Source organism: Peribacillus sp. NPDC101481 (assembly GCF_044767165.1).
Classification (GTDB): domain Bacteria; phylum Bacillota; class Bacilli; order Bacillales; family DSM-1321; genus Peribacillus.
The window spans coordinates 558,556-585,068 of record NZ_JBIWNJ010000003.1; the positions used below are offsets into that span (position 1 = coordinate 558,556).

General features: G+C 41.4%; 24 protein-coding genes and 1 riboswitch. Of the genes, 16 read left to right on the plus strand and 8 right to left on the minus strand.

The window, feature by feature from the left end; translation table 11 throughout:
* The first annotated feature begins 312 nt into the window (after positions 1-312).
* The 3 genes from ACIROD_RS21470 (at position 313) to ACIROD_RS21480 (ending at position 3,009) form a co-directional block, all read left to right on the plus strand.
* Positions 313-582 (plus strand): DUF1292 domain-containing protein, encoded by a 270-nt coding sequence (locus ACIROD_RS21470; protein ID WP_101223569.1) that lies wholly within the window; start codon positions 313-315, stop codon positions 580-582.
* Between the two features lie 384 nt (positions 583-966).
* Positions 967-1,395 (plus strand): cell wall hydrolase, encoded by a 429-nt coding sequence (locus ACIROD_RS21475; protein ID WP_063234126.1) that lies wholly within the window; start codon positions 967-969, stop codon positions 1,393-1,395.
* A gap of 147 nt (positions 1,396-1,542) precedes the next feature.
* A complete protein-coding gene (locus ACIROD_RS21480; RefSeq protein ID WP_402943924.1) occupies positions 1,543-3,009 on the plus strand; it encodes a PAS domain-containing sensor histidine kinase in 1,467 nt (488 codons plus the stop codon).
* Positions 3,010-3,046: 37 nt separating this feature from the next.
* On the opposite strand, the gene ACIROD_RS21485 is transcribed toward ACIROD_RS21480, so the two are convergent.
* Positions 3,047-4,039, minus strand: a complete 993-nt coding sequence (locus tag ACIROD_RS21485; RefSeq protein WP_101223567.1) for an NADPH:quinone oxidoreductase family protein — start codon at positions 4,037-4,039, stop codon at positions 3,047-3,049.
* Between the two features lie 162 nt (positions 4,040-4,201).
* Between ACIROD_RS21485 and ACIROD_RS21490 the strand changes: the two genes are divergently transcribed.
* Positions 4,202-4,642, plus strand: a complete 441-nt coding sequence (locus tag ACIROD_RS21490) for a peptidylprolyl isomerase (protein WP_095679904.1) — start codon at positions 4,202-4,204, stop codon at positions 4,640-4,642.
* A 74-nt stretch (positions 4,643-4,716) separates the two neighbouring features.
* On the opposite strand, the gene ACIROD_RS21495 is transcribed toward ACIROD_RS21490, so the two are convergent.
* Positions 4,717-5,655, minus strand: a complete 939-nt coding sequence (locus tag ACIROD_RS21495; protein WP_402943930.1) for an oxidoreductase — start codon at positions 5,653-5,655, stop codon at positions 4,717-4,719.
* 106 nt (positions 5,656-5,761) lie between these two features.
* Positions 5,762-6,532 carry a sulfite exporter TauE/SafE family protein gene (locus tag ACIROD_RS21500; protein ID WP_101223565.1) on the minus strand — a complete coding sequence of 257 codons (771 nt, stop codon included), beginning with the start codon at positions 6,530-6,532 and terminating at the stop codon, positions 5,762-5,764.
* Positions 6,533-6,748: 216 nt separating this feature from the next.
* On the opposite strand from ACIROD_RS21500, the gene ACIROD_RS21505 reads away from it, so the two are divergent.
* Positions 6,749-7,531: a TrmB family transcriptional regulator gene (locus ACIROD_RS21505; protein WP_402943934.1), complete on the plus strand. Its 783-nt coding sequence runs from the start codon at positions 6,749-6,751 to the stop codon at positions 7,529-7,531.
* A gap of 63 nt (positions 7,532-7,594) precedes the next feature.
* Here ACIROD_RS21505 and ACIROD_RS21510 read toward each other — a convergent pair whose 3' ends face one another.
* Positions 7,595-7,948 (minus strand): hypothetical protein, encoded by a 354-nt coding sequence (locus tag ACIROD_RS21510; protein ID WP_402943941.1) that lies wholly within the window; start codon positions 7,946-7,948, stop codon positions 7,595-7,597.
* Positions 7,949-8,130: 182 nt separating this feature from the next.
* On the opposite strand from ACIROD_RS21510, the gene ACIROD_RS21515 reads away from it, so the two are divergent.
* Both ACIROD_RS21515 and ACIROD_RS21520 read left to right on the plus strand, forming a co-directional pair.
* Positions 8,131-9,369: a glycoside hydrolase family 3 N-terminal domain-containing protein gene (locus ACIROD_RS21515; RefSeq protein WP_402943946.1), complete on the plus strand. Its 1,239-nt coding sequence runs from the start codon at positions 8,131-8,133 to the stop codon at positions 9,367-9,369.
* A gap of 89 nt (positions 9,370-9,458) precedes the next feature.
* The gene (locus ACIROD_RS21520; protein ID WP_101223561.1) at positions 9,459-9,647 is read left to right on the plus strand and encodes a hypothetical protein; all 189 of its coding nucleotides are present in this window, start codon (positions 9,459-9,461) and stop codon (positions 9,645-9,647) included.
* 177 nt (positions 9,648-9,824) lie between these two features.
* On the opposite strand, the gene ACIROD_RS21525 is transcribed toward ACIROD_RS21520, so the two are convergent.
* Positions 9,825-10,226, minus strand: a complete 402-nt coding sequence (locus tag ACIROD_RS21525; protein ID WP_034310428.1) for an SET domain-containing protein — start codon at positions 10,224-10,226, stop codon at positions 9,825-9,827.
* 274 nt (positions 10,227-10,500) lie between these two features.
* Complete coding sequence (locus ACIROD_RS21530) at positions 10,501-12,126, minus strand: M4 family metallopeptidase (RefSeq protein ID WP_402943949.1); 1,626 nt, start codon at positions 12,124-12,126, stop codon at positions 10,501-10,503.
* Positions 12,127-12,569: 443 nt separating this feature from the next.
* Here ACIROD_RS21530 and ACIROD_RS21535 point away from each other — a divergent pair, with 443 nt between their 5' ends.
* The 3 genes from ACIROD_RS21535 to ACIROD_RS21545 all read left to right on the plus strand — a co-directional run bounded on the left by ACIROD_RS21535 (position 12,570) and on the right by ACIROD_RS21545 (position 16,583).
* Positions 12,570-14,051 (plus strand): amino acid permease, encoded by a 1,482-nt coding sequence (locus ACIROD_RS21535; protein WP_402943952.1) that lies wholly within the window; start codon positions 12,570-12,572, stop codon positions 14,049-14,051.
* A gap of 239 nt (positions 14,052-14,290) precedes the next feature.
* Complete coding sequence (locus ACIROD_RS21540; RefSeq protein ID WP_402943955.1) at positions 14,291-15,391, plus strand: CaiB/BaiF CoA transferase family protein; 1,101 nt, start codon at positions 14,291-14,293, stop codon at positions 15,389-15,391.
* 667 nt (positions 15,392-16,058) lie between these two features.
* Positions 16,059-16,583, plus strand: coding sequence for a hypothetical protein (locus ACIROD_RS21545; protein WP_402943958.1), 525 nt, complete (start codon positions 16,059-16,061; stop codon positions 16,581-16,583).
* A 119-nt stretch (positions 16,584-16,702) separates the two neighbouring features.
* On the opposite strand, the gene ACIROD_RS21550 is transcribed toward ACIROD_RS21545, so the two are convergent.
* Positions 16,703-18,163: an aldehyde dehydrogenase family protein gene (locus ACIROD_RS21550; RefSeq protein WP_260358665.1), complete on the minus strand. Its 1,461-nt coding sequence runs from the start codon at positions 18,161-18,163 to the stop codon at positions 16,703-16,705.
* Positions 18,164-18,278: 115 nt separating this feature from the next.
* On the opposite strand from ACIROD_RS21550, the gene ACIROD_RS21555 reads away from it, so the two are divergent.
* On the plus strand, positions 18,279-19,157 hold the full coding sequence (locus ACIROD_RS21555; protein ID WP_402943963.1) for a LysR family transcriptional regulator: 879 nt from the start codon (positions 18,279-18,281) through the stop codon (positions 19,155-19,157).
* A 53-nt stretch (positions 19,158-19,210) separates the two neighbouring features.
* On the opposite strand, the gene ACIROD_RS21560 is transcribed toward ACIROD_RS21555, so the two are convergent.
* Positions 19,211-20,314 carry a 5-methyltetrahydropteroyltriglutamate--homocysteine S-methyltransferase gene (locus tag ACIROD_RS21560; RefSeq protein WP_402943968.1) on the minus strand — a complete coding sequence of 368 codons (1,104 nt, stop codon included), beginning with the start codon at positions 20,312-20,314 and terminating at the stop codon, positions 19,211-19,213.
* Between the two features lie 83 nt (positions 20,315-20,397).
* Positions 20,398-20,499, minus strand: a riboswitch (SAM riboswitch).
* Positions 20,500-20,653: 154 nt separating this feature from the next.
* Between ACIROD_RS21560 and ACIROD_RS21565 the strand changes: the two genes are divergently transcribed.
* The 5 genes from ACIROD_RS21565 (at position 20,654) to ACIROD_RS21585 (ending at position 26,494) form a co-directional block, all read left to right on the plus strand.
* The gene (locus tag ACIROD_RS21565) at positions 20,654-21,073 is read left to right on the plus strand and encodes a hypothetical protein (RefSeq protein WP_402943971.1); all 420 of its coding nucleotides are present in this window, start codon (positions 20,654-20,656) and stop codon (positions 21,071-21,073) included.
* Positions 21,074-21,244: 171 nt separating this feature from the next.
* Positions 21,245-21,787, plus strand: coding sequence for a glycerol-3-phosphate responsive antiterminator (locus ACIROD_RS21570; protein ID WP_048683275.1), 543 nt, complete (start codon positions 21,245-21,247; stop codon positions 21,785-21,787).
* A 226-nt stretch (positions 21,788-22,013) separates the two neighbouring features.
* Positions 22,014-22,838, plus strand: coding sequence for an MIP/aquaporin family protein (locus ACIROD_RS21575; RefSeq protein ID WP_402943974.1), 825 nt, complete (start codon positions 22,014-22,016; stop codon positions 22,836-22,838).
* Positions 22,839-22,860: 22 nt separating this feature from the next.
* On the plus strand, positions 22,861-24,351 hold the full coding sequence (gene glpK, locus ACIROD_RS21580; protein ID WP_402943979.1) for a glycerol kinase GlpK: 1,491 nt from the start codon (positions 22,861-22,863) through the stop codon (positions 24,349-24,351).
* A gap of 490 nt (positions 24,352-24,841) precedes the next feature.
* Positions 24,842-26,494 carry a glycerol-3-phosphate dehydrogenase/oxidase gene (locus ACIROD_RS21585; protein WP_402943982.1) on the plus strand — a complete coding sequence of 551 codons (1,653 nt, stop codon included), beginning with the start codon at positions 24,842-24,844 and terminating at the stop codon, positions 26,492-26,494.
* Positions 26,495-26,513 lie beyond the last annotated feature (19 nt).

Here is a 26,513-nt window from a genome sequence, read left to right on the forward strand (position 1 = left end):
CTCCTTCATTAAATCCAGATTCAATTTGCTAATATTAGTATATATAAGATTATTCGGAATTAAATTACATTTTTATAGCCGTTTTTAGATAATTTTTTAAATGATGTTAATAAAGGGAAAGTATTGGTAAATAATGAAAAAAGATAAATAGCTTATGGGATAATAGTTTTCTTCCATAATATCTATTGATTGATTCTTTTCATGTAAGAATGAAATTTAACATTTTCCAGGGCAAAAATTTGTTTCTAAATGGATTAGTAGATATACTATGGAAACAACTCCATTATTAATGGATATGAGAGGAGAGGTAGTATGGGAAAAATTCGTGAAGGTGAAATTTTCACCCTTACTGATGACAGTGATGAAGGTCATGAAGTTGAGGTTTTAGGTTCATTGGATGTAGAAGGAACGGAATATGTTGCAGTAGGTTTGCTTGAAGATATTGAAGAGGATACAGATGAAGATATCGATATTTTCTTTTTCAGGGTCGAAGGCGAAGGTGAACTGCTCGATATCGAATCGGATGAAGAGTTCGAAAAGGTATCATTGGCGTTTGAATCGGCATTTGAATCGAAAGAATGACAAGATAAAAGGACTGCACAATGTGTGCGGCCTCAGTTTGCAGACAAAAAGGTTGCGGAATGACACCATTCCGCAACCTTTTTGAGTTAAGCGAGGGCCTGAAGGCAAATTGTACAAACCTTTAAAAAACTGTAGATAAACTCGAATTTCATCGAGTTTGTCTACAGTCCGAGACGCACATTATGTGTTGCCTTTTTTATATGTATAAAGAAAGTATTGGCCCCGCCTTCGCCAAATACCATGATAGCCACGCGTGCTATCCAGCCTTACTTAAGTATAGGGTTGTATTATTGATAGGACGTGTATCTCGTATGAAGATTTTGTTAATAAACGGAGTATTTTTCCATCTGCGAGGCATAGGATAAAAAAAGTGGAGGTGATGGAATGGCCGTTGTAAAGCACACTGATGCCGATATAGCCTTATTGGCAAGATTGCTTAGGGCGGAAGGCGAGGGAGAAGGTGATCAGGGCATGTTGATGATCGGTAATGTAGGGGTCAATCGGATTAGATCGAATTGTTCCGATTTCAAAGGGCTGAGGACGATTCCAGACATGATCTATCAGGAGCATGCTTTTGAAGCTGTACAGAAGGGGTATTTTTATCAGCGGGCAAGGGACAGGGAAAAAAGACTTGCACGCCGCAGTGTAAATGGTGAAAGGATTTGGCCCTCGAAATTTAGCCTATGGTACTTCAGGCCACCGGGAGATTGTCCGGCCACCTGGTATAATCAGCCCCTGGTTGGACGTTTCAAGCTTCATTGCTTTTATGAACCAACAGGTACAGAATGTCCAAATATTTATAATACATTTTAAGAAAGAGGCTGAACCTTATGGTGGTTTGGCCTCTTTGTGCATCAATCCTTAACTTGGATAAAGCATATGATAAAACTGGCAAATGATTTACTGATACTGTAAAATTGAGACTGTAAATTTCCGGATAAGAAAGGAATAAAAAAATTGATGAGTAAAAGGCTTATTAATTATGGACAAGGGCAAATGGGGGAACAGACCAAGGATAATACCGAGAAATTTAAGTCTTTCATGGAGAACAACCCGGACGCCATTTCCATTGTTGATCTGGAAGGAAAGACCCTTCAAGTGAATGCAGCTTTTGAAGAGTTTTTCGGTTGGACGAATGATGAGCTCATAGGCATGCCGTTTCCAATTATTCCGGATTTCTTGAAGGAGTCAGTCAATGAATTGCATGACCAGATTAAGGCAGGGATACAAAGGAAAGGCTTTGAAACGGTCAGGTTAAGGAAGGATGGCCAGTTAATCGATGTAAGCATTTCCCTGTTCAATATCCGTAATGATGAAAATGAGACGTGTGCCCTCGTTTTCGTTTATCGGGACATCACGAATCAAAAACTTGCTGAAGCTGCCTTGAAGGAAAGTGAGCAAAGGTATCGCAGTTTAGTTGAAGTGTCACCTGAAGCGATTTTTGTACATCGCAATGGGATAATAGAGTACATGAATCCCATGGGGGCAAAAATGCTTGGGATGGATAGTGTCGAAGATATTATCGGTAAATCGGTTTTTCAGTTCGTTCACCTGGAGTCCCGGGAAAGTGTACAAAAAAGAATCGAGATCATGAGGGACGATCATCAGGCTGTTGGTTTACTGGAACAAAAGTTCATCCGACTTGACGGCCAAGTATTTTATGGAGAAACACTCGGTCTTCCGATTATATATAAAGGTCAACCGGCCATACAGGTATTTTGCAGGGATATTACGGAGCGTAAAAAGACCGAAGAGCTGCTCTGTAAATCCAATATGTTATCGGCGGTAGGACAGATGGCTGCGGGAATCGCACATGAAATAAGAAATCCATTAACTACGGTGAAAGGATTTTTACAATTATTAAGGGAAGATCCTGAGCAAAAGGACTATCTTGAAATGATGGTCAGTGAAGTAGAAAAAATCGAAAACCTGGCCAATGAGTTTTTAAGTTTAGCAGAGCCTGAAGCGAAGGTTTGTGAATTCATTCAGCTTAACGATATATTGGATAGTGTAATTACGTTAGCTGAGTTTCAAGCGATATTGAATGATGTCGAAGTCATCAAGGAATATAATACGGATTCGGCATCTGTCTTTGGCGAACCGAATCAGTTAAAACAAGTATTCACGAATGTCGTCAATAATGCGATAGAAGCCATGCCGAATGGCGGCAAACTTCATATAGAGTTAAACCAAGAAGGTGACTCTGCAATGATCCGGTTCATGGATCAAGGCTGCGGAATCTCAAATGAGCGCATGAAGCATCTAGGCCAGCCTTTTTATAGCACTTCTGAAAAAGGAACAGGGTTTGGGCTCATGGTCAGCACTAAAATCATCCATGAGCATAACGGGGAAATTCATTTCAGCAGCGAAGTGGGAGAAGGGACGATTGTAGATATCAGTCTCCCTATCAATGAAAGTTCACAATGAAAAGTGACGAGAAGCCATGCTCTCGTCACTTTTTGGATTATAGCTTAACGATCGTTCTGCCTCTTGCTTCCCCTTTTAATAGGGTAGGAAGGACGTCAGGCAATTCTTCAAGTGTAATTTCCTGTTGAATGAGCTGTTCTAAATGCTCGAGTTTAAAATCGGTGGCAAGACGATGCCAAACTTTCAATCTTGTATCCATCGGGCAATTGACCGAATCGATCCCAAGAAGATTAACCCCTCTTAGGATGAAAGGAAAGACGGTGGAAGGAAGGCTTGTACCAGCTGTCAATCCACTGACCGCTACAGCTCCGCCATACTTGATTTGGCTAAGGACCGATGCTAACGGTTCACCGCCGACGGGATCTACCGCGCCGCTCCACTTTTGCTTGCCCAGTGCCCGCAGCTTGCCATCATATACATCTTCTCGTGATACAATGGTCGCCGCACCGATTTTCTTCAAGTATCCATGTTCCGATTCTTTTCCTGTACTCGCCTCAACGGAATAGCCAAGTTTGGAAAGGATCGAGACAGCGAAACTGCCAACCCCGCCAGTTGCACCAGTGACGAGAACGCTCCCTTGCTCAGGAGTGAGGTTATTTTCCTCCAATCGCAGAACCGATAGTGCTGCAGTGAAACCGGCCGTTCCGATGATCATCGCCTCTTTCATTGTAAGGCCATCAGGTAACGGGACGATCCACTCTGCAGGAACACGGGCAAACTGACTATAGCCTCCTGATTGGGAAACGCCAATCCCATAGGAGGTCGCAATGACTTCGTCTCCTTCTTTAAAGCGGGAATCCTCAGATGAAACGACTACACCAGCCATATCAATGCCCGGAACGATCGGATAGCTGCTGACGATGTTTCCGTTCGGAATGGCTGCAAGGCTATCTTTATAGTTCACACCGGAATAATGAACGCGGATGAGCACTTCGCCTTGAGGTAGATCATCAAGTGATAGTTTCTGAATGTTAACGGTGAATTGATCATCTTGCTTGTTCACGACTAAAGCATCAAATTGCTGAATCATGGTACATTCCCCCTTATAATAATGAATCTACTCCATTATAAAAGAAAAAATATAGGAATGTATAATGATACAATTCGAAATAAGTAGCGCTTGCTTTTCTTTCTGCTTCTAAAAGTGGTACTATAAGATTTGATTCAGTTCATATTAAAGGAGATGTTTTACATGGCTAAAAAAGGATACATACTTATGGCAAATGGGGAAAAAATCGAATTCGACCTTTTCCCGAACGAAGCACCGAACACAGTGGCTAACTTCGAAAACTTGGCAAACACAGGATTTTATAATGGTGTGGTCTTTCACCGTGTAATCCCTGGTTTCGTAAGCCAAGGCGGAGATCCAACAGGTACAGGCGCAGGCGGAAGCGGCACGCAAATCAAATGTGAAACAGAAGGAAACCCTCACAAACATGAGGCTGGAAGCCTATCAATGGCACATGCCGGAAAAGATACAGGCTCAAGCCAATTCTTTATCGTGCACGAACCACAACCGCATCTTAACGGTGTTCACACAGTATTCGGTAAAGTGACATCTGGATTAGAAACAGCCAAAGCTATGAAAAATGGCGATAAAATGGAAAAAGTCGAAGTTTTTGACGCTGAATGATGAAGCGAAAAGAGGGGGCATTATGCTCCCTCTTTTTTTTGCACCGTTCATGAAAAAACAGGGGAAATATAGAGTCATTTTGGTGTGATGCTTACAGTGAAACGATATTTGACCTCTGTCAAGGTTTCTGAAATATCCCATAATCTTTTAGAAGTTTCTTCATTATATAAGGTATCGATGATATCGTCTTTTCTAGGAAAGCCTTTTCTGCTCTTCTTTCCATCGGGTCCGATGTACTCCCCGCCTGTTAATGTAGGCTCCGTTGCGGCATAAAGGGTAGGCAATGCTCCCATACTTGCCGGCTGGGTGATGGTTTTCGAAAGAAAGTGCACGAATCTATTTATGGGTTTGCCAGATCCGCGTGACATGAGATTAGTATGGGAAAGGCCCGGATGACAGGCAACACTGATCTGACTTGCACCATGCTGGGTGAATTTGTTCTGTAATTCACGGGCGAAGAGTAGATTGGCCAGTTTGCTTTGCCCATAGTATTTCATTGGTTTATAACCGTTTTCACCATTTAAGTTTTCGAAGTCTATATATCCATTGATGGCGGCCAAGCTGCTCAATGTGACCACACGCGATTTTGGCGTAGAAAGGATTAGCGGAAGAAGGAGACCTGTCAAAGCAAAATGACCGAGATGATTGCTGCCGAATTGCAGCTCGAAACCATCCTTCGTCTTACTGTATGGCGGAATCATCACACCTGCATTATTGATGAGGACGGAGAGTGAGTCATAGTTTTCCTGAAAGGAATCAGCAAAATGCCGAATGCTGCTTAAATCACTTAAATTCAGCTGCATCACGCGTACATTCGCCTTAGGGTGGACCCCTAGGATTCTATCGACCGCCTTTTCTCCCTTTGAAGCATTCCGGACAGCAAGGATGATTTCTGCCCCCTTACCCGCCAGTGCAAAAGCCGTTTCGAAGCCAAGCCCACTATTGGCACCAGTAATCACAATGGTTTGCCCTGATGCATCTGCCATTTCTTCGCCATTCCACTTTTCAATCATCCAACCACACCTTTCCACACAGTCTATACCTATCATATACCCAAATAATTCCTATATGTCACATACTGTGGCGGGAATCAGGTGCTGAATTCTATTTTTTTAAAAATTAGCCGCCCATTAAGTAATCCATTATATTTTTCATGATCAGAATGACGGTTATTATGATAAATAATACTCTTACATAGGCCACTCCCTTTTTAATAGCAAATTTAGAACCGGCCAACGCTCCTGCTATCATGGAGATCCCCATCGGTATTCCATAGGAAAAATTGACGGTATCAAGGAATATGAACATGATCAGTGCTGCCAAATTACTTCCGAAGTTCAAAAATTTTGCATTTCCTGCAGAGTGCAAAAAATCAAAGCCAATCATTAAAAAGGCAAACAAAATGAAAGATCCCGTTCCAGCGCCCAAAAACCCATCATAAAAACCAATCGCAAATATAGCGAACGCAAATAGTGCAGCCTTTTGCCATGTGAGTTTATGGTAAGTCGATTTCTGGCCCCAGTCCTTTTTAAAAAAGGTATAAATGGCAATAGCTATTAATAGAACCAAGATCATTGGCTTTAATAATTCAGGCGAGACGAAATTGACAACCCAAGCTCCTAGCAGGGAACCTATGAAAATCAATGGGAAAAGTTTGGAAACCAATTTGAAATCAACCTTACCTGAGCGAATGAAGGCAATGGTACTTGTTAAAGACCCCATGGAACTTGCTAACTTATTCGTTGCGATCGCTGCTGACGGGGAAAGTCCTGAAAATAATAAAGCGGGTATTGAAATCAGGCCGCCGCCGCCGACCACAGAATCAATGAATGCTGCCAAAAATCCGAAAAACATCAGCAGCAAAAGTGTTGAAATTTGTATATCTTCCATCTAAGAAGCCTCCGTATCAATGGCATTCAGGCTGGATTGCTTGTTTTGCAGAAGCCATAAGCTGTTTTTTTATTAGTCACTATTTAGATAGTAACTAATTGAAACCATTCTGTAAATAAGAATATTATGAGTCATGCCGATTTGAATTCGAAATAGATTTCGATAAGAGATTTGGTATGATAGGCATATAACTTACTAAAAGCACTAGGAGGTACTATGCAAGATATCATTCAAAAACTACAGTCTCTCGGGTTTAGTCAATATGAAGCAAAGGCTTATGTTTCTTTGGTTCGCCAAGGCCCATCCAGTGCCTATCAAGTAAGCAAGGAATCAGGAATTCCGAGGGCCCGCATCTATGAGATATTAAATGGACTGCAAGAAGAAGGAATCGTCTTAAAAGAGGAAATCAATGACTCGATAAAATATTCACCGCTGCCAGTCGATGTTTTTTTGGAATCGGTTCAATCAAAATGGAACAATACCTATCAATCCATCAGTCATACACTAAAGCAATTCGAGAAAATCGAACCGATGTCCGACAATCGTGTAATGACGCTTAAGGGTGAAGGGCACATCCTATCCTTCTGCCGTACTTTGATTCACAAAGCCGAGAAAAGGGTGGTGGTTTCCTTATGGGACGAGATGTATGAAAAACTTGAACAAGAGCTAAAAGGGGTCGCCGCGCATTGCACTCTAAAGGGGATTGCATTTCAGGTTGAAAACCCATTATCAGGTATAGATATACATCGCAAAACAAGCTATGTGGAAAATATCGGAGAAAACAAATGGTTCATTTTATCCATCGATGGCAAGGAGACGATTTACGGCCCTTCGCCCGAAACGAGGGAAACCGCGTTCTACACAGATGATCCCATTCATATCAATTTTCTCGAAAATTACATTTGGCATGATATCCTCGTTAACCGGTTGGTTAAAAAGGATGAAGAAGATGCAGAGAAATGGATTTCAAGTGAAAGAGACCGTTTTTTCTCCCTATAAGATTGAAAAAAGCTGATAACCCCATATGCAGGGGATATCAGCTTTTTTATTTTTGTAACGAAGTCATTCGGATAAAAGGATTTTAGGAAACCTAATGGCCGTGGGCAAGCTGGATTTATCTCGATAAGACCTGTAAGACACAATCGGATGATTATGCGCTTGAACATCCAACTGGAGAACCTGTGAGCTTTTCATTTCCAAATAGTACGTAACGTCTTCTTTTTGTAAATGATAAAAAGAAAAAGGTATACCTAAAAGGTTTTTCCTGATTAGTTTTGTTTCAGGCTGAATGATGATGTGCTCACTCAATTCCGCTATCGTAACAGAAGTTGATCCTGTAAAGGCCGTTATTTTTTCTTTTGCATAATCGACTGCATGACTGAAGGTGACGGCAATATTCTTCAAGATTCCGTTCATGGGGGCATCTCCTTTTATTTAGGCTATGTTTGTAGTATGGTACGCGGCTAATGCTTTATTCAAAAAAATCAGCAATGATGATATAGAATTGTCACTTTATGAACATGATTAAGATGTGTACAGCAAAATCAATAAAAGGGCTATCAAGGAAGGACAGAGAAAATGTCAATGAAGGTCAAAGCATGAAGAATAAAAAAAATATATATTGGGGTCTTTTCCTCATCGCAATCCTCACTTTTACAGTGGTGTTCATTCAGTTGAATATGGATGTGAATTACAGAGCGGAAAAAGGGAAAGAAGCCGGTGCGGATAACCATGAAAGAATAGAAAAATTGCTAAAAAAAATGACGCTTGAAGAAAAAATCGGACAGCTTATGATGGTCGGTTTCAAGGGAACCGAAAAGAGCAGTGAAATTACGGAGCTTATCGAACAAAAACATATAGGGGGCGTCATTTATTTTGACCGCAATATGAAATCCCCTAAACAAGTGGCCAGGTTATCCAATTCGCTTCAGCAAATGGCCAATCAAAGTACCCATTCACTCCCGTTGATGGTTGCCATCGATCAGGAAGGAGGGGACATCATTCGGATGAAGGAACGGGTATCGCCCCTCCCTGCACAACAGGACCTTGGAAATAATGCATCCGTTACAGACGTGTACAAAGTGGCCAAATTGAATGGTACAGAACTGGGCTCCATGGGGATTAACATTAATTTTGCCCCTGTTCTTGATCTATCGAAAACGGATAAGCGTTCATTGGGACAAGATCCGGAAAAGGTGTATCAATACGGAAAGAAAGCCATTCAAGGCTTGAACGATGTATCGATAACTGGTGCATTGAAGCACTTTCCTGGAAACGGACGCAGCGAAATCGATCCGCATGTCGAAACATCATCCGTGGAGGCAAACCAACTTGATCTGGAAAATTCTGATATTTATCCTTTCAAGCAAATCATAAGTGAACTGGATAACCAAAATTTTTTCGTGATGGTGACCCACATTAAATATCCAGCCTATGATAAAGAAAAACCAGCGAGCCTTTCTAAAATCATCATCGAAGACCTGCTTCGGGGGAAACTCAAATATGAAGGACTTGTCGTTACAGATGATTTGGAAATGGGTGCTGTGAACAAGTATTTCTCTTATGAAGAGATGGGGAAGCAGGCAATTCTTGCAGGAGCTGACTTATTACTTGTCTGTCATGAATATGCCCATGAGCTTGAGGTATATAACGGATTACTGCGAGCAGTAAAAGCAGGGGAAGTTCCAATGGATAGAATTGACGAGTCAGTGAAAAGAGTGCTGACATATAAACTTTACAATATGAAGCTAACGAAAGCTGATCCGGATGAAGCTGAAAAAGTCGTGAAAAATCCCGAAAGCCTAAAGTTTATCGAAAGCCTGAGCAAGGATAAATAAAAGCGAAATCGCTCTCCCAAGTATGCTTTTGTTTAAATCAGTCCATAGAGGGAATACTATATAGGACTAACTTGAAGGAGGAAACTAACATGCCATCAAACAAAATGCTTGGAACCGTCCTGATAGGAGCAGCTGCATTTTTAATGCGCAATAAGAAAACCCGTGAAAAAACGATGAGTCAAATAAGATCACTAGCTACACCCGAAACCATTGATAAGGTTAAGGGCCAATTCCAATCAATAACCAAAACAAAATCAAGTAACCCATCCGTACGTTAAGGTGAAATGACCCCATTAAGTTATTCTTAATGGGGCTTTATTTATTGCGTATGATCTTTTTAAAATCCAGCAGTGAATTCATCAAGCCGGTGAAAGGAAAAAGGAAAAGCACTTATACTTTCGAAAAACCTTGGACAGGTTTTAAAAAGTACAAGTGCTTTCATGAATGATCAATGATCATTCAGCTTCATCTTCACCATCATTTTCTTTATTGAACCAAAGCGGATCCTCATTATCGACTTCACCATTATAATTAATCAGGATTTCTTCTCCTGCCTTTATGTCGGTGTAAGCAAAGAAATCAAACGTATGATTCTTGAAGTTTATGTCATACGTAGCGTTGGGTGTATAAGAATGATTAAACAGCATGCCATAGCCTAAAAGCATGGCAGTATGGTTTATTCCATATTCAAACGCATAGTCAGCCAGCAATGTCTTCTCTATGAAAACATGCTCCTCGTTTGGATATGCAATGACAGGTGCCTCATGTAAAAGCTCACCTTTTTTAATATCTCGTGTTGCGAATACGCCTCTATTGAACTCACCATCACTGAGTGTGGAAGTTTTAACTTCAATCATGTTCGTCACCTACTTGTTCTATTCAATATAGTCCAGATTATCTAAGCTTGACAGTTAATAAGAAGAAAAGCAACTATTTTACGGAATTAATCATTTTTAGCAAACGACAAGATTGTTTTTATTGAGGTTCTCCCCGTACCAAAGGACGGAATTCCAAACATTAAGGCCAAAAGAAGGCAGCGAACTGCTGAAATGATCGGGGTAGCCCAGCATAAGAAAAAACACCTCCGCTAGAGGTGAAGCTAGGGAGGTGTTTATCATAAAGGTAAATCTCTTAATTCACACCGACAGCTGTAAAGGCATTTTTGACGGCCGTGACTTCTGCACTGCTTGAACCGTATAAATCAGAGGCCGATTGTATGACCGCCGCTCTGGCTTGTGAAAAAGTCGATGAGGAAGTTAAATATGTTGTATTTGCCCTGTAAAAGATGGTTCCTAGTTTATCGATGCCGATTCCGGATACACTCACGCCATGGTGGGTTCCGCCTGCAGAGATTAAATAAGCTGCCTTATTAATGATTCCGCTGTTCGTGTGGACTCCGCCATTATCACCCGTTCCTGTATAACGGTTCGAATAATGGTCAGGGTCACCATTCAATGTTGGATTAGCCATCGAGCGGAGTGCATCACCGGAAATGTTAGGTGTGTAAATATCTTCCCCGACCAAATAATCGGCTTTTGCACTTTGATTCTTAAATTCCACAACGGTGCCAAAAATATCAGATATCGCTTCATTCAAAGCACCGGATTCATATTGATAGGTAAGGTTCGATTCCGAGGAAGTGACGGCATGAGTCAGTTCATGCGCAACGACATCGAGCCCGCCGGACAATGGGATGAACGTCGTGCCATCTCCATCACCGTAAACCATTTGGGTGCCATCCCAGAAAGCATTATTGTATCTTGAGCCATAATGGACGGTTGATTTCAGGATGGTTCCATTACCATCATAGGAGTTCCGGCCAAACGTGGATTTGTAATAATCATAGGTTTTACCCGCATAATAATGGGCATCCACCGCAGCTTTATCGGCAGAAGCAGTAAATGCATTTGTTGTGTTTGAAAAGAGCGTACCAGGCAATCTTGAACGGTTATTGGCATTATACGTGTAGATGCCTTTACCGCGTGTATTGTCTTGTAAGTAGTATTGACCGTTGGATAAGGTAGTGTTCAGCGACACCGTATTGTTTAAGACGCCAGTGCCCGTTCCGACGGAGTTGGTCCCCGTTACTTCATCCAGTGTATTATATTTATTCAGGATTTTACCCGTTTTGACTGAAATGAAATAATTATGATTTCCTGGTTCCGGACTTAAGAATTTCAAATTGACTTTATATACATAATCGGCCCTGCCTTCATTTGCATATACATATAGGTCAGATTCAGGTGATTGTTCGTAGGCAGGTGTGAACCCCAGATCCGCTTCAGCTATTTTGATAGCTTCGGATTCACTGATGCCTTTTTTAGCCTTTTTCCCTAATTTCGTGTTTAGATTGGCTTCAACCGTACCGGACACGACGGTCAATACACCTTTAGCATCAATCAATACTGCTTGTGTGGAATTCCATACAGGTACGCCTTTATAGGTTTGTTGCAATCTAAGGACGGTATTGCCCAGTTCATCCTTGCTTTCTTTCTCGATCGTGAAGGAGTCTTTCGCCTTTTGCTTTTCTAGCTTGTAAGACTTTTTGTTTTCATCAAAAAAGGTAAGAATGATATCTTCTGCCGTTTGCTTTGAGGGATCCGTAAGTTTCCCAGACTTGTATTCTAGCGAATCCTTATGCTTATTGTACTTTTCAACACTTAACACATTTTTTGCCGCTAAAGCTTCTTGATTGGGAATAGCAGAAAATAATAGACCGATGGATAGTGCAGTTCCTAAAAATACCTTACCTTTCATAACACTCAACTCCTTCATGAGAATACCTCATTTTTACATCGTTTCATAATTATTATCAAATGGAGAAAATTCGCAAAAAATATGACATTTAAAGGAATAAAATGGAGAAAAATGGATTTTGATAGAAATATTCTTTGAATATATTCTTTTAGTAATATTTGGAATGTATTTAAATTAAACCAAATGAATAAATGTGCAAAAAAACATGGCATAATGTGCAAAAAAACATGGCGTAAAGTGCAAAAAAATTTGTCTATTTAAGGCGATTTTTTTGATGATTTGTTGAATATTGCGTTTTATAAACTTGGCATGAAAATTGCATATATTCAGAAAAGGAATTCGAATTGTAAATTAGGTCTATTTGAAAGTCTATGAAATAGGAAAATTTATTAAATGGATTTCTCCATATATGAAAGCGCTTATATAGAAAGGGATGAAAATTTATGATACCAAAACAAGAACATGACATCTTGCATCCTCCACAGCAAGAAGGACAAGAACTAAAGCGCGGTTTAAAATCCCGCCATTTAACGATGATTTCCATTGGCGGGGCTATTGGCACCGGGCTGTTCCTCAGCAGCGGGGCAGCCATTCATACAGCTGGACCAGGCGGCGCATTACTTGCTTATGCCTTAGTTGGGGCAATGGTGTACTTTGTGATGACGAGCTTAGGGGAACTGGCAGCATTCATGCCGACAAGCGGCTCATTCAGTACCTATGGATCGAAATTCGTCGATCCGGCATTTGGGTTTGCCTTGGGATGGACTTATTGGTTCAATTGGTCGATGACGATAGCGGCAGAGTTGGCGGCCTCGACAATGATCATGAAATTCTGGTTTCCGAATAGTCCATCATTGTTGTGGAGTTCATCATTCTTGGTGCTCATTTTCCTATTGAACTATTTATCCGTTAAAGGATATGGTGAAGGGGAATACTGGTTTTCCTTCATAAAAGTCACGGCCATCGTTATTTTTATAATCGTCGGGCTGCTAATGATCGTCGGCATTATGGGCGGCGAAGCGGTAGGCTTTAAAAACTTCACCGTCGATGAGGCCCCTTTCCCGGGTGGGTTCATGGGTGTTTTCATTGTATTCATAGCTGCTGGCTTTTCTTTTCAAGGTACTGAAATTGTCGGTGTGGCTGCCGGTGAGAGTGAAGATCCAGCAAGGAATATACCGAAGGCCATTAAAAGTGTATTCTGGAGAATCCTGCTCTTTTACGTATTTGCAATCTTCGTAATAGGACTGCTTATCCCTTATACGAATCCAAGTTTACAAGGCGATAACGTCATGGTAAGTCCATTCACGCTCATTTTTGAAAAAGCTGGAGTTGCATTTGCTGCTTCGCTTATGAATGCCGTCATTTTAACAGCAGTATTATCTGCAGGTAACTCCAGTCTATATGCATCTACGCGTATGTTATATTCTATGGCAAAAGATGGGCAAGCACCGCGTATTTTTGCAAAACTTAATAAACGCGGAGTACCGGTTGCAGGCATGATTTTGACATGTTCCATTGGCATGTTAGCCTTTTTAGCCTCCGTATTCGGTGATGGTAAAGTGTATATTTGGTTAATGAATGCCATTGGAATTACAGGATTCATCTTTTGGCTGGGCATATCCATCAGCCATTACCGTTTCCGGAAAGCATTCATCGCTCAAGGCCATTCATTGGAGAAGCTGCCATATAAGGCATTATGGTTCCCGATAGGTCCGATCTTTGCCATATTAATTGGCATGATCGTCATCCTGTCCCAAAATATCCAAGCCTTTTTCTCAGACAAGATCGATTGGGGCAGTGTTATAGCTGCATATCTGGGAATCCCGCTTTTCCTTGGTCTATGGTTTGGCTATAAACTAATAAGAAAAACTAAATTCGTTAAACTTGATGAAGTCGAATTTGACTTTGACAAAAAATATGAATGAACAACCTTAAAGTGAAATCAGCCGGACAATGCAGTATTGAATTGTCCGGCTTTTACTTGTTAGGCTCATTATCAAAAAGCTAGGAAACTGATTCCTAGCTTTTTATTTTTGTTAAATGGAAATTTATACATATCTGATGAGAGGTGTTATATGATAATCGTAATCTCTGCTAAATTGAATTTACAGAGCGACGCGGAAAGCTTTTAATATTTTCAATGGAAAGGGAAGGTGCACGGCTGATGACCTTATTGACTCATTTAAAAGTATTGGACTTTTCAACGTTACTGCCAGGCCCATTTGCCACTTTGATGCTAGCGGATTTAGGAGCGGATGTTTTGAAGGTAGAGAGGCCGGGAGCAAAGGATTCATGGGGTGTGAACCAATATCTTAACAGATCGAAGAAGTCGATTACACTGGATTTAAAACAATCTGAGTCAATCGAATCCGTAAAAAACCTAGTGAAGGAATACGATATCGTCATTGAACAATTCCGTCCAGGTGTAATGGAACGTCTGGGACTGGGGTATGAGGCATTAAAATCGATCAATCCAAAGCTGATTTACTGTTCCATCACGGGCTTCGGCCAGACTGGTCCCTATAAAGACCGACCGGGACATGATATCAATTATATTTCGATTGCAGGCTTATCAGGCTATTCCGGTACGAAAAAGGGCGGACCGGCAAAAAACGGAACCCAAATAGCAGATCTTGCCGGAGGCTCATTGCATGCTGTTATCGGTATATTATCTGCAGTCATTCACAGGGAAAGAACGGGATTCGGCCAAGCCATCGACATCAGCATGACCGATTGCAGCTTTGCCTTGAATGCCATATCCGCACCTTTGAATTTACAAGGGGGCCTCGAGCTTGAACCAGAAAAACTGATGTTGAACGGAGGGTCCTTTTATGACTTTTACGAAACGAAAGATGGACGTCATTTTTCGGTAGGAAGCCTTGAGCCCCCTTTTCGAAAAGCATTATGTGAAGCGATCGGTGCACCCGAATTATATGAACTGAGCATGAATAGCGATGAAGATAGCGGAATCAGGTTTAAAACGGCCATCCGACTTGCTTTCCTTGAAAGAGATTTTCAAGAATGGCAGGGAATATTCGCTGATTTCGAGGCCTGTGCAGAACCAGTGCTGACCTTCACCGAAGCGGCCGAACACCCCCAATTGAAGGAGAGGGGAATGATCGTCGAGGTACCTGACGGAAAAGGAAATGTCCAGAAGCAAATCGCCTGTCCAATCAAAACATCGGTTTTCACCCCTGAATATAAACATGCTGGCTTGAGGCCAGGACAAAACAACGCAGAAATTCTTCGCACCCCCAATCGCTAAATAAAGATGTAAAGGCTATCACTTTTCCGGAATTTTTGGGAAGGAGATAGCCTGTTTTTTTTGAAGGCCGAATAAAGCAGGAGATAGGTCGAATTAATTGATGAAAGGTCGAATAAAGCAGGAGATAGGTCGAATAAAGCAGGAGATAGGTCGAATTAATTGATGAAAGGTCGAATAAAGCAGGAGATAGGTCGAATTAATTGATGGAAGGCCGAATAAAGCAGGAGGAAGGTCGAATTAATTGATGGAAGGCCGAATAAAGCAGGAGATAGGTCGAATTAATGGGTAGAAGGTCGAATAAAGCAGGAGATAGGTCGAATTAATCGATGAAAGGTCGAATAAAGCAGGAGGAAGGTCGAATTAATTGATGAAAGGTCGAATAAAGCAGGAGGAAGGTCGAATTAATTGATGGAAGGCCGAATAAAGCGGAGATAGGTTGAATTAATTGATGAAAGGTCGAATAAAGCAGGAGGAAGGTCGAATAAAGCAGGAGATAGGTCGAATTAATCGGTGGAAGGCCGGATTAAGCAGAAGAGGACAAATTATCCTCCTATCAGTTGTGGAAAGCAACATATTACCACTGTGAAAATTTACTAGTTATAACTAGTGTGGGCAGGGTATCAGAGTAGCATCCTGATAATGCTCTGGTAAGGAGGGGTGATTAAACATGTTTGGTCTCTCTGATATCATTAAATTTCTATTTTCCTTTTTTTTGATCATGCCGATCGTTACGCTGATACATTTGAGCGGGCATATTTTCTTTGTTACGATCTTTGGGGGATCAGAAAAGAAAATATTGATCGGTTGTGGTACTAAACTTTTCGCCTTTCGGAACATAGAGGTGAGGAAATATTATTTTTGGAATGGGACTTGCGAGTTCAAGGGATTGAAACATGATAATCGATTGACGAATACGCTTATATATTTAGGCGGGTCTATCTTTAATTTGGTCAGCATGCTGATCATATATAGCTTAGTGTATCAGAATATCCTGGACAGCTCGGTAATCTGGTATCAATTTATCTATTTTTCTTTCTATATTATGTTTTTCTCCTTGTTTCCGATGTATTTCGCGGACGGATCGCCTAGTGACGGGAAGGCTGCGGAATTGGCCTTGAGGAACAAGCTGGAAGATAGGGTGACGGATGATATATTTGTGAAAAAAATGGATGATGATGATAGCTGCAAGTAAAAAGGGGACGTGCTGGTGGCCGTTCTTTTTTTTGTGACCTTTCCTTAGTACGTAATTACTGAAAAAAGGCATCTGTATACATCCTAAAAGGTTGTATCAGATGCCTGATGATTTAATGGTTAAAATGGATATTCACGATATTGTGTTTGAAGGGAAATCCATTTCGTAACAGTGAATTCTTCGACAATCCATGGGCTTCCGAATCTGCCTAAACCACTCATTTTGTTCCCGCCGAATGGTATGTTCGTTCCATCATTAACGGTTTGATCATTGATGTGTGTCATTCCGCTGTCGATTTGCAACCCCAAGCGTTCGCCCTTTTCCAGATCAGAAGTGAAGATAGCCGAGCTTAAACCATAAATGGTGTCATTGGCGATATCAATGGCTTCTTCATCTGTTTCTGTTTGAATGATGGACACGACAGGGGAAAACATTTCTGTTTGTGCGATTTTATCCGAGTTCTGTACATCCCGGAAAATAGTTGGTGTCAGTACATTGCCAATGCGTTCTCCCTCAAGTGCTACATTGACCCCAGCAGCTTTAGTTTCCTCGATGATTTGTTGTACCTTTTCTAATTGACGCTCGTTCACAAGTGGTCCAATGATTGTTTTAGGATCTAATTGGTCACCAAATGGAAGAGCTTTTGCACGTTCAACGAATTTTGCAGTAAATTCTTCGTAAAGGTCTTTATGCACGATTATGCGGTTAATGCACATACAAATCTGTCCTTGGTGAATGTACTTCCCAAAAATTGCAGCATCAACGGCACGGTCCACATCTGCATCAGATAATACAATGAAAGGATTATTACCGCCGAGCTCCAGCGCAACTCGTTTTAGGTTTTTCCCTGCAATGGCCCCGATGTGCTGTCCTACAGGAGTAGAACCTGTGAAGCTGATTAATTTGGGGATCGGGTTTGTCAGCATGCCATCACCGATTTCTTCCAGGTCAGTTAGGATCATATTAAAGACGCCTTTTGGAAGACCGGCATATTCAAATGCTGCAGCAATGATGATTCCTCCAGTAAATCCAACTTGAACGTCCGGTTTGTGAACGACTGCATTTCCTAATGCAATGGCTGGTGCGATGGTTCTCATTGACAAGTTCATCGGAAAGTTAAACGGAGATATTGAAGAAATAACTCCTAGTGGCAGTCGATGTATATGATTGACTTTATGATCTATAGCTGACGGAACCTCATGCATTTGATATATTTCATCCACCATGTTAGTAGATTCTTCGACTATTTCCATAGTAAGCTGAAATTCAACATTTGCTTTAATAAGCGATCCACCCGTTTCACGGGAAATCATTTCAACGATTTCATTCCGGTTTTCCTGTAGGAATTCACCAACTTTAAGCAGGACCTGACGACGTTTTTCAGCTGATGTTTTTGCCCAACCTTTTTGAGCATTTTTTGCTATTTCAAATGATTCTTCGAGCTGTTTTGATGTAGCCAAGCTCACATTTGAAATCACGGCATTATTGTATGGGTTTAAAATATTATATCTGCGTTGACTTGAGCCTTCCATCCATTCCCCATTGATGAAGCTTTTGTTTAGATCCTTGAATTTCTCCATTTTGAACACCCCTTTATATTGTAAACAAATATATTTTACTGCTGTTTGTATCATATTTAAAATATCTATATAATTAAGTTTATATACGCTTTACATATATATCAGAGGTGCCAAAATGGATATTAGACAATTACGATATTTTCTTATTCTTGCAGAAGAAGGCCAAGTTTCCCGTGCAGCAAAAAAATTGAATATGTCACAGCCGCCATTAAGCCAGCAGCTCCGCCTTATGGAAGAAGAATTAGGGACTACTTTACTTGAGCGAAAAAGGAACGGTAAAAGTATGGAATTGACCGAAGCTGGGAGGGTACTTTACGAGAAGGCTAAGAATATGCTGCAATATTTCGAGGACTCTTTGCTCGAAGTGAAGGAAACGGGTGAGGGAATTAAAGGTACCCTTTCAGTAGGTTCCGTACTTGCCTATATGTCTTATTTACCTGATAAAATTAATGATTTTAAGAAAAAATATCCTTCCGTTTCCTTTAAAATTTTCGCAGGAGATCCATATGAAATAAGTAATTATTTGGAGAATCAGGATATTGAACTTGCCATTGTTCATTTACCTGTCGAGATGAAGGGTCTTTCCATTTTGAACATAGGACAAGTGCCGAATGTTTTTGTTGTACCTGAGGTTTGGGACAGTTTCACTTCAAAGAGTAGGGTTCATTTAAAGGATATTGAAAATATCCCATTGCTTTTAGTGCATAGGGAAAAAGGACAAGGGATTTACGAAGAAATTATCGAGGAATTTAAAAAGCGGGAAATACAGCCAAATATTTTATGCGAATGCCATGATGTAAATGTTCTGCTCTCTCTGGTTTCAGCTGGAGTTGGGGCGAGTATTGTTCCGAAATCAGCTGTTTCACCTCATATCATAAAAGGAGTGAAAGTGTTGGATATTATCGATTCTTCAATTCAATCGAATATAGCTTTGGTTTTTAGAGAAGATCGTTATCTTTCCAAAACGGCAAAACATTTTTTTGAGCTGTTTTGAAGAAAAGCTAGGCCTGCCTAATGCCTAGCTTTTACGTTACATTTAAAGATGAATCATTCCCATACTTCTTTTGCTACATCAACGACGAATTTCAGCTTTTCCCATTGCTGTTCTTCGGTCAGTTTGTTGCCGTGATGGGTGGAGGCGAAGCCGCATTGAGGGCTTAAGCATAATTGTTCGAGAGCAACGAAGTGCGAGGCTTCTTTAATGCGTGCCTTAACAGCTTCCTTGTCTTCGATTTCCCCATTTTTTGAAGTGACGACCCCCAGTACAACCTGTGCACCGCCATTTGGAATGTATTCCAATGGTTTGAAATCCCCTGAGCGTTGATCATCATATTCCAAGAAGAATCCATCTACTTTTTCCTTTGCCAATAAAGTTGGGGCGATACGGGCATAGCTTCCTTCAAACGCCCATGTCGACTGGTAGTTTCCGCGACATAGATGGGTAGTGACGATAAGGTCTTCTGGTTTTCCTTCCAATGCTCCATTAATTACGCGAAGTGCTAGATCAATTAATTGTTCCCTTGTATATTTTCCGTCTTTGAACTGGAAATCTGGAGCTGAAAGTCTGGCAATATATACATCATCCAATTGAAGATAACGCACACCTGCTTCATAAAAGGCTTTCAAAGCATGCTGATAGGCCTTGATGATATCATTTGCATAGTCTTCGATATCAGGGTAGATGTCTTCATTATGAATGCCTGCAGCAAATAATTGATTCGGACTGGGAATCGTTTGCTTGGCAACGGCACGTCCGTTCACGATTTTGTTCAATTCAATGAAATCACGAATGAAGGGATGTTCAGGATTGAATGAAACCTTCCCGGTATTGCGAACGTTATATCTCTCTGTTTCCACACCATCGAATGTGAGACCTTTTTCAGTAACATATCCCTCGATGCCATTTAAATGCTCGAGGAAGTCGAAGTGCCACCATGTTCGTCTGAACTCACCGTCCGTAACAGCCTCCAATCCAACTTCAATTTGTTTATCGACAATCCGATTGATTTCTTCGGTTTCAATTTCACGAAGCCGCTCTGCTGAAAGGGTACCCTCCCTAAATTGCTTTCTGGCAATATGTAAACGTTCCGGTCTTAATAAACTTCCGACGTGATCGGCCCTGAATGGTGCTTTCGTTAATGTGATTGACATGTTGCATTCCTTCTTTCCTTTTAAAAATAAAAAACCTCTTCTTAAAAAATAAGAAGAGGTGTTGGCAACAAAGCTATATACTCTTCTTATCTTCAAGTTTTTAAACTTCTGGAATTAGCACAGTACATGAATAGTCTGTTGCTGAGGCATCAAAGGGCCAGTCCCTCCACCTCTCTGGATAAGAGTGTCTATTAAATTAACTATGACTATACAGGTAGTTTTTATAAAGGTCAAGCGCTGGAGGTTGAATATTTCGAATATACCGTTTATTAATCGGACTGAAATGTTAACGGCATCAGGGAATCCGGCATATGCTTTGAGTGGGGAGGGAATGCAAGGATGAGTCCATTCAAAAGTGGCATACCGATAACGGTAACTGAAGCTATGATAGAGAGAATCATAAAAATGAAATCATCTTGTCAGGATATTAAAGTCGAGATTACGCCAAAGCATATTGTGCTTTCCGGAACGATGGAAGTGAAAAAAATGATGTTTAAGAGTAACGTAGCTTTCCGGATTACATTAAAACCGGTTCATGTGGAAAAAAGAACGATTTCATTTGAATTAGTGGAAATGGAACCAGTTGACAGGAATTTCATCAACCAAAGGATATTTAACAGACCGCCATTTTTTGAATTTGAAAAAAGAACGATCAAAATGAATGTTAATGCTTGGAACATCGTGAGAAAAATTCCGGTGGGCACAATTAAATCGTATGAACTTGTCGAAGGTGCATTGATAATGAAACTTTCTTTATGAGTTAAGGGATATTTTACATACAACCTTATCCGCAATCTATAAAGGGAGTGCCAGGTATGTTAGTGTTATTGTGAGATTGTCATGAAAAAAATGTGATTGATAAATCAAGCTCTTTAAAATATACTAAATAACTTGAAGTTTTGAGTTTTTCTGGGAATGAGGAGGATAATGATGGATCAAAAGATTTTGCCTGCTTCAGCAAGCATGAAGGATTTTGAAAGATTTCTAGAAAGTTCCTATGAAATAGGTGTGTTTCTTGATTTGCATATATCACAATTGAAAAATGTAAGTATGATGGCAAAACAACATAATAAGAAAATGATTTATCATGTCGATTTGATCCATGGCATAAGAAGTGATGAGTACGCGACAGAATTCATTTGTCAGGAATATAATCCCTATGGGCTGATTTCGACTAAATCAAGCGTTATATTGAAGGCGAAGCAAAAGGGGGTCATTGCCATCCAGCGAATCTTTTTAATAGACTCACATGCGCTTGAGAAAAGTTATAAGCTGGTGCAGAAAACCAAGCCGGATTATATCGAAGTATTGCCGGGCGCCATGCCATGGATGATAAAAGAAGTGAAGGAACGATTGCAGACACCGATTTTTGCAGGCGGCCTCATACGTACTTCGGATGAAGTCCTGAATGCCCTTGATGCTGGAGCTTCGTCGATCACCACATCCAAAACTGAATTATGGGATATCGTCTAATAGGGGAAAATTGAAAAAAATTACAGAAAAATAGATTAATTTTTCACAAAATATTGACAGCGTTTTCATAACCTAGTATATTTTACAGTACAAGTTAATATATGTGACGGAGACTAGGAGATTCACAACAGATCTATTCATAATTTATTTATGAAGATAGTTCTGCTGTGGATCTCCTTTTATTTGTTGGCAAGGTTTAATAATTTAACAGGGGAGGGGTTTTATCATGACTCCATTTTGGGGAGAAGTGTTAGGCACGATGATATTAGTTGTATTCGGAGCAGGTATTGGGGCTGGTTCATCCTTAAAGGGTTCCTATGCAAAGGATGCCGGATGGATTGTTGTCACGATTGCGTGGGGGTTGGCCGTTACCATGGGGGTTTTTGCAGTAGGGTCCATAAGCGGGGCACATTTAAACCCGGCGGTCACAGTAGGTTTTGCCATTATTGGAGAATTTCCTTGGAGTGATGTGCCCGGTTACATCGTTGCCCAAATGATTGGCGCAATCCTGGGCGCGACTCTAGTATTCCTGCACTATTTGCCACACTGGAAAGCTACGGATGATCCAGGAGCGAAGCTTGGTGTGTTCGCGACTTCACCTGCGATCCCGCACACATGTTCAAATCTATTAAGTGAGATGATTGGAACTTTCATCCTTGTTCTTGGATTATTATTTATAGGTGCCAATGATTTTACAGAGGGCCTAAACCCATTTGCAGTCGGGTTATTGATTGTCGTGATTGGGATGTCTCTTGGCGGAACGACAGGATACGCCATTAACCCGGCCCGCGATCTGGGGCCGCGCATCGCTCACTTTTTGCTGCCGATACCCGGTAAAGGCAATTCCAATTGGGGCTATTCATGGATTCCGGTCATTGGACCGATTGTAGGGGGTTCACTTGGTGCCGTTTGTTATAAAGCATTCTTTATGGGGGAAATAACAGCAGGATTTTGGTCTGTTTTGGGTGCAAGCCTGGTACTATTGATATTAGCCTATGCTTTTGGTAAAAAACAGTCACATGAATTGGAAAGCAGAAATATCGCCAGTTAAATTAAAAGGAGGGGCATACACAATGGAAAAATACATTTTATCATTAGATCAGGGAACAACTAGTTCGCGGGCGATTTTATTTAACGAAAAGGGGGAAATCGTCCATTCCTCCCAAAAGGAATTCACGCAGCATTTCCCTAAACCAGGCTGGGTCGAGCATAACGCCAATGAGATTTGGGGATCGATCTTGGCGGTGATTGCCGGTGTACTATCTGAATCCGGTGTAAAGCCAGAGCAAATTGCCGGTATCGGGATTACTAATCAGCGTGAAACGTCAGTCGTTTGGGATAAGGAAACAGGTAACCCTGTTTATAATGCGATTGTATGGCAGTCCAGGCAAACAAGTGAAATCTGTGATGATTTGAAGGAAAAGGGACTTAATGATCTATTCCGGGATAAAACGGGATTGTTGATAGATGCCTATTTTTCCGGAACGAAAGTGAAATGGATCCTTGATAATGTAGAAGGGGCACGACAAAAGGCGGATGAAGGAAAGCTGTTATTCGGTACCATCGATACTTGGCTGATCTGGAAGCTATCAGGAGGCAAGGCTCATGTAACGGACTATTCCAATGCATCCCGGACATTGATGTACAATATCCATGAACTGAAATGGGATGAAGAACTGCTCGAGATATTGACTGTTCCAAAGTCGATGCTGCCGGAAGTGAGGCCTTCCTCTGAGGAATATGCACGTACGATCGAATATCATTTCTTCGGCCAATCGATTCCGATTGCAGGGGCAGCCGGTGATCAGCAGGCAGCATTATTCGGCCAAGCCTGCTTTAATGAAGGAATGGCTAAAAATACGTATGGAACAGGCTGTTTCATGCTCATGAATACAGGAGCCAAGGCTGTCAGCTCCGAACACGGACTATTGACGACCCTTGCTTGGGGATTGAATGGGAAGGTCGAATATGCACTTGAAGGCAGTATATTCGTAGCTGGCTCCGCCATCCAATGGCTGCGCGATGGACTGCGGATGCTGCATGATGCCAAGGACAGCGAAGCCTATGCAAAACGGGTGGAAAGTACGGATGGAGTATATGTGGTACCGGCTTTTGTAGGACTTGGAACTCCATATTGGGACAGCGAAGTGCGGGGAGCCGTTTTTGGTTTGACGCGCGGCACATCTAAAGAGCATTTCATTCGTGCCACACTTGAATCACTTGTGTATCAAACGAAGGATGTCCTTGATGCAATGGAGGCGGATTCAGGAATCGAGCTGCAGACATTAAGAGTGGATGGCGGGGCAGTCAAGAATGACTTCTTGATGCAATTCCAAAGCGACTTATTACGTGTGCCCGTCGAGAGGCCTACCATAAACGAAACTACAGCATTAGGTGCTGCATACTTAGCTGGCCTTGCTGTCGGGTATTGGAAGGATCAAGAAGAAATCTCCCAGCAATGGGCGGTAGATAAAACCTTTAAACCATCCATGGAAGAGCAAGATAGTGGAAAATTATATGAAGGCTGGAAAAAAGCTGTACATGCCGCTATGGCGTTTAAATAAAAAACAAGATGTATTCTTTCTCAAATGAGATGGAGTATGCTATAATGAAATCAAGTTAATAACTCGGCCGGAGAACAGGAGAGACCATGAATGCGTTATCGTTAATTCGATAATGTGCATTTATGGTCTCTTTTTTTGTTTTTAATGGCAGATTAGGGATATTAATATCTATATAAACTATGCGAACAAATGAATCAATTGAATATATTGACCGAATTCACGAGTAAAACGTGTGAATTCACGAGTGAAAGTGCAAAATTCACGAGTAAAACGTGTGAATTCACGAGTAAAGCGCGAATTCACGAGTAAAAGTGCAGAATTCACGAGTAAATCGTGTGAATTCAGGAGTAAAGCGCGAATTCACGAGTAAATCGTGTGAATTCACGAGTAAACCGCGCGAATTCATGAGTAAAAGTGCAGAATTCACGAGTGAACAGCGCCAATTCATACAAAAAACAATAGAATGCAATACTTAAAGGAGGAGTCAGGCATGAGGTTTTCAAATATATATCGGGAAGAAACGGTCGAAACTCTGAAAAAAGAGAAATTTGATGTGGTTGTCATTGGTGGGGGAATTACCGGTGCAGGGATCGCCCTGGATGCAACGACCCGTGGGATGAAAGTGGCTTTGGTTGAAATGCAGGATTTTGCTGCAGGTACTTCAAGCCGCTCGACAAAGCTTGTTCATGGCGGATTGCGGTATTTGAAGCAATTTGAAATAAAAATGGTTGCCGAGGTTGGTAAAGAGCGAGAAATCGTTTATGAAAATGGACCGCATGTGACCACGCCGGAATGGATGCTGTTACCGATGCACAAAGGTGGCACCTTCGGGAAATTCAGTACCTCCATTGGACTTCGGGTATATGATTTCCTTGCTGGGGTTAAAAAAGCTGAACGCAGGAAAATGCTTTCTGCGGATGAAACACTAAAAAGGGAGCCCCTCGTTAAGAAAGCGGGACTGAAGGGCGGAGGCTATTATGTTGAATATCGGACAGATGATGCACGTCTTACGATTGAAGTCATGAAGGCGGCTGTCGATAAAGGAGCAACACCGATAAATTATACAAAAGTAGAAAAATTGTTATATGAAAATGGTAAGGTGAACGGCGTCCAAGTTGCCGATTTACTTTCAGGTGATGCTTATGAAATATACGCAGACAAAGTCATTAATGCAGCGGGACCGTGGGTGGATTCCATTCGTGAGAAGGACCAATCAAAACAAGGGAAAACGCTGAAGTTATCCAAGGGTGTTCATGTGGTCATCGACCAATCGAAGTTCCCGTTGAAGCAGGCGCTTTATTTTGATACGCCTGATGGCCGGATGATTTTTGCCATCCCGAGAGCCGGTAAAGCTTATGTAGGGACTACGGACACTTTTTATGATGGTGATCCTGCTGTGCCTACCGTTACTTCCGAAGACCGTGCCTATCTATTAAAGTCCATACATTATATGTTTCCGGAAGTGAACATTACGGATGATGATATCGAATCTAGCTGGGCTGGGGTAAGGCCGTTGATTCTTGAAGAAGGAAAAGATCCTTCAGAGATATCAAGGAAAGATGAAATATGGGAGTCCGATTCTGGCCTTATCACGATTGCGGGAGGAAAATTGACCGGTTATCGTAAAATGGCAAAAACGACGGTCGACCTTTTGGCAGGGAAGCTTGCCGAGCAATCCAATAAAACTTACCCAGCCAGCAGCACTAAAGGCATGCCGATTTCCGGAGGGGATGTCGGGGGATCAAGCAACTTCTCCGATTATATCAAGCAACATATTCAAATGGGAGTAGACTCAGGACTCGCTGTAAAGGATTCCGAAGCGATATTGGCCATGTACGGGTCCAACGCACCTGTGTTATTCGATATCGCCAAAAACGAAGGAGACGGAGGAGCGAACAGCGGCCTTCCAAAGAAATTGTTCGTACAGCTGAAATACGCACTAGATCATGAAATGGCCGCAACTCCAGTGGATTTCTTTTTCCGCAGGACGGGGACACTGTTATTCGATATCGATTTAGTCCAAACTCATAAACATGCAGTGATCGATTATATGGCTGGTTATTTTGGATGGACGGAATCAACAAAAATGGAAAGAACCAATCAATTGGAACAGGAAATATTGGGTGCGATTAAAGTATCTTGACCAATATGCAAAAAACATG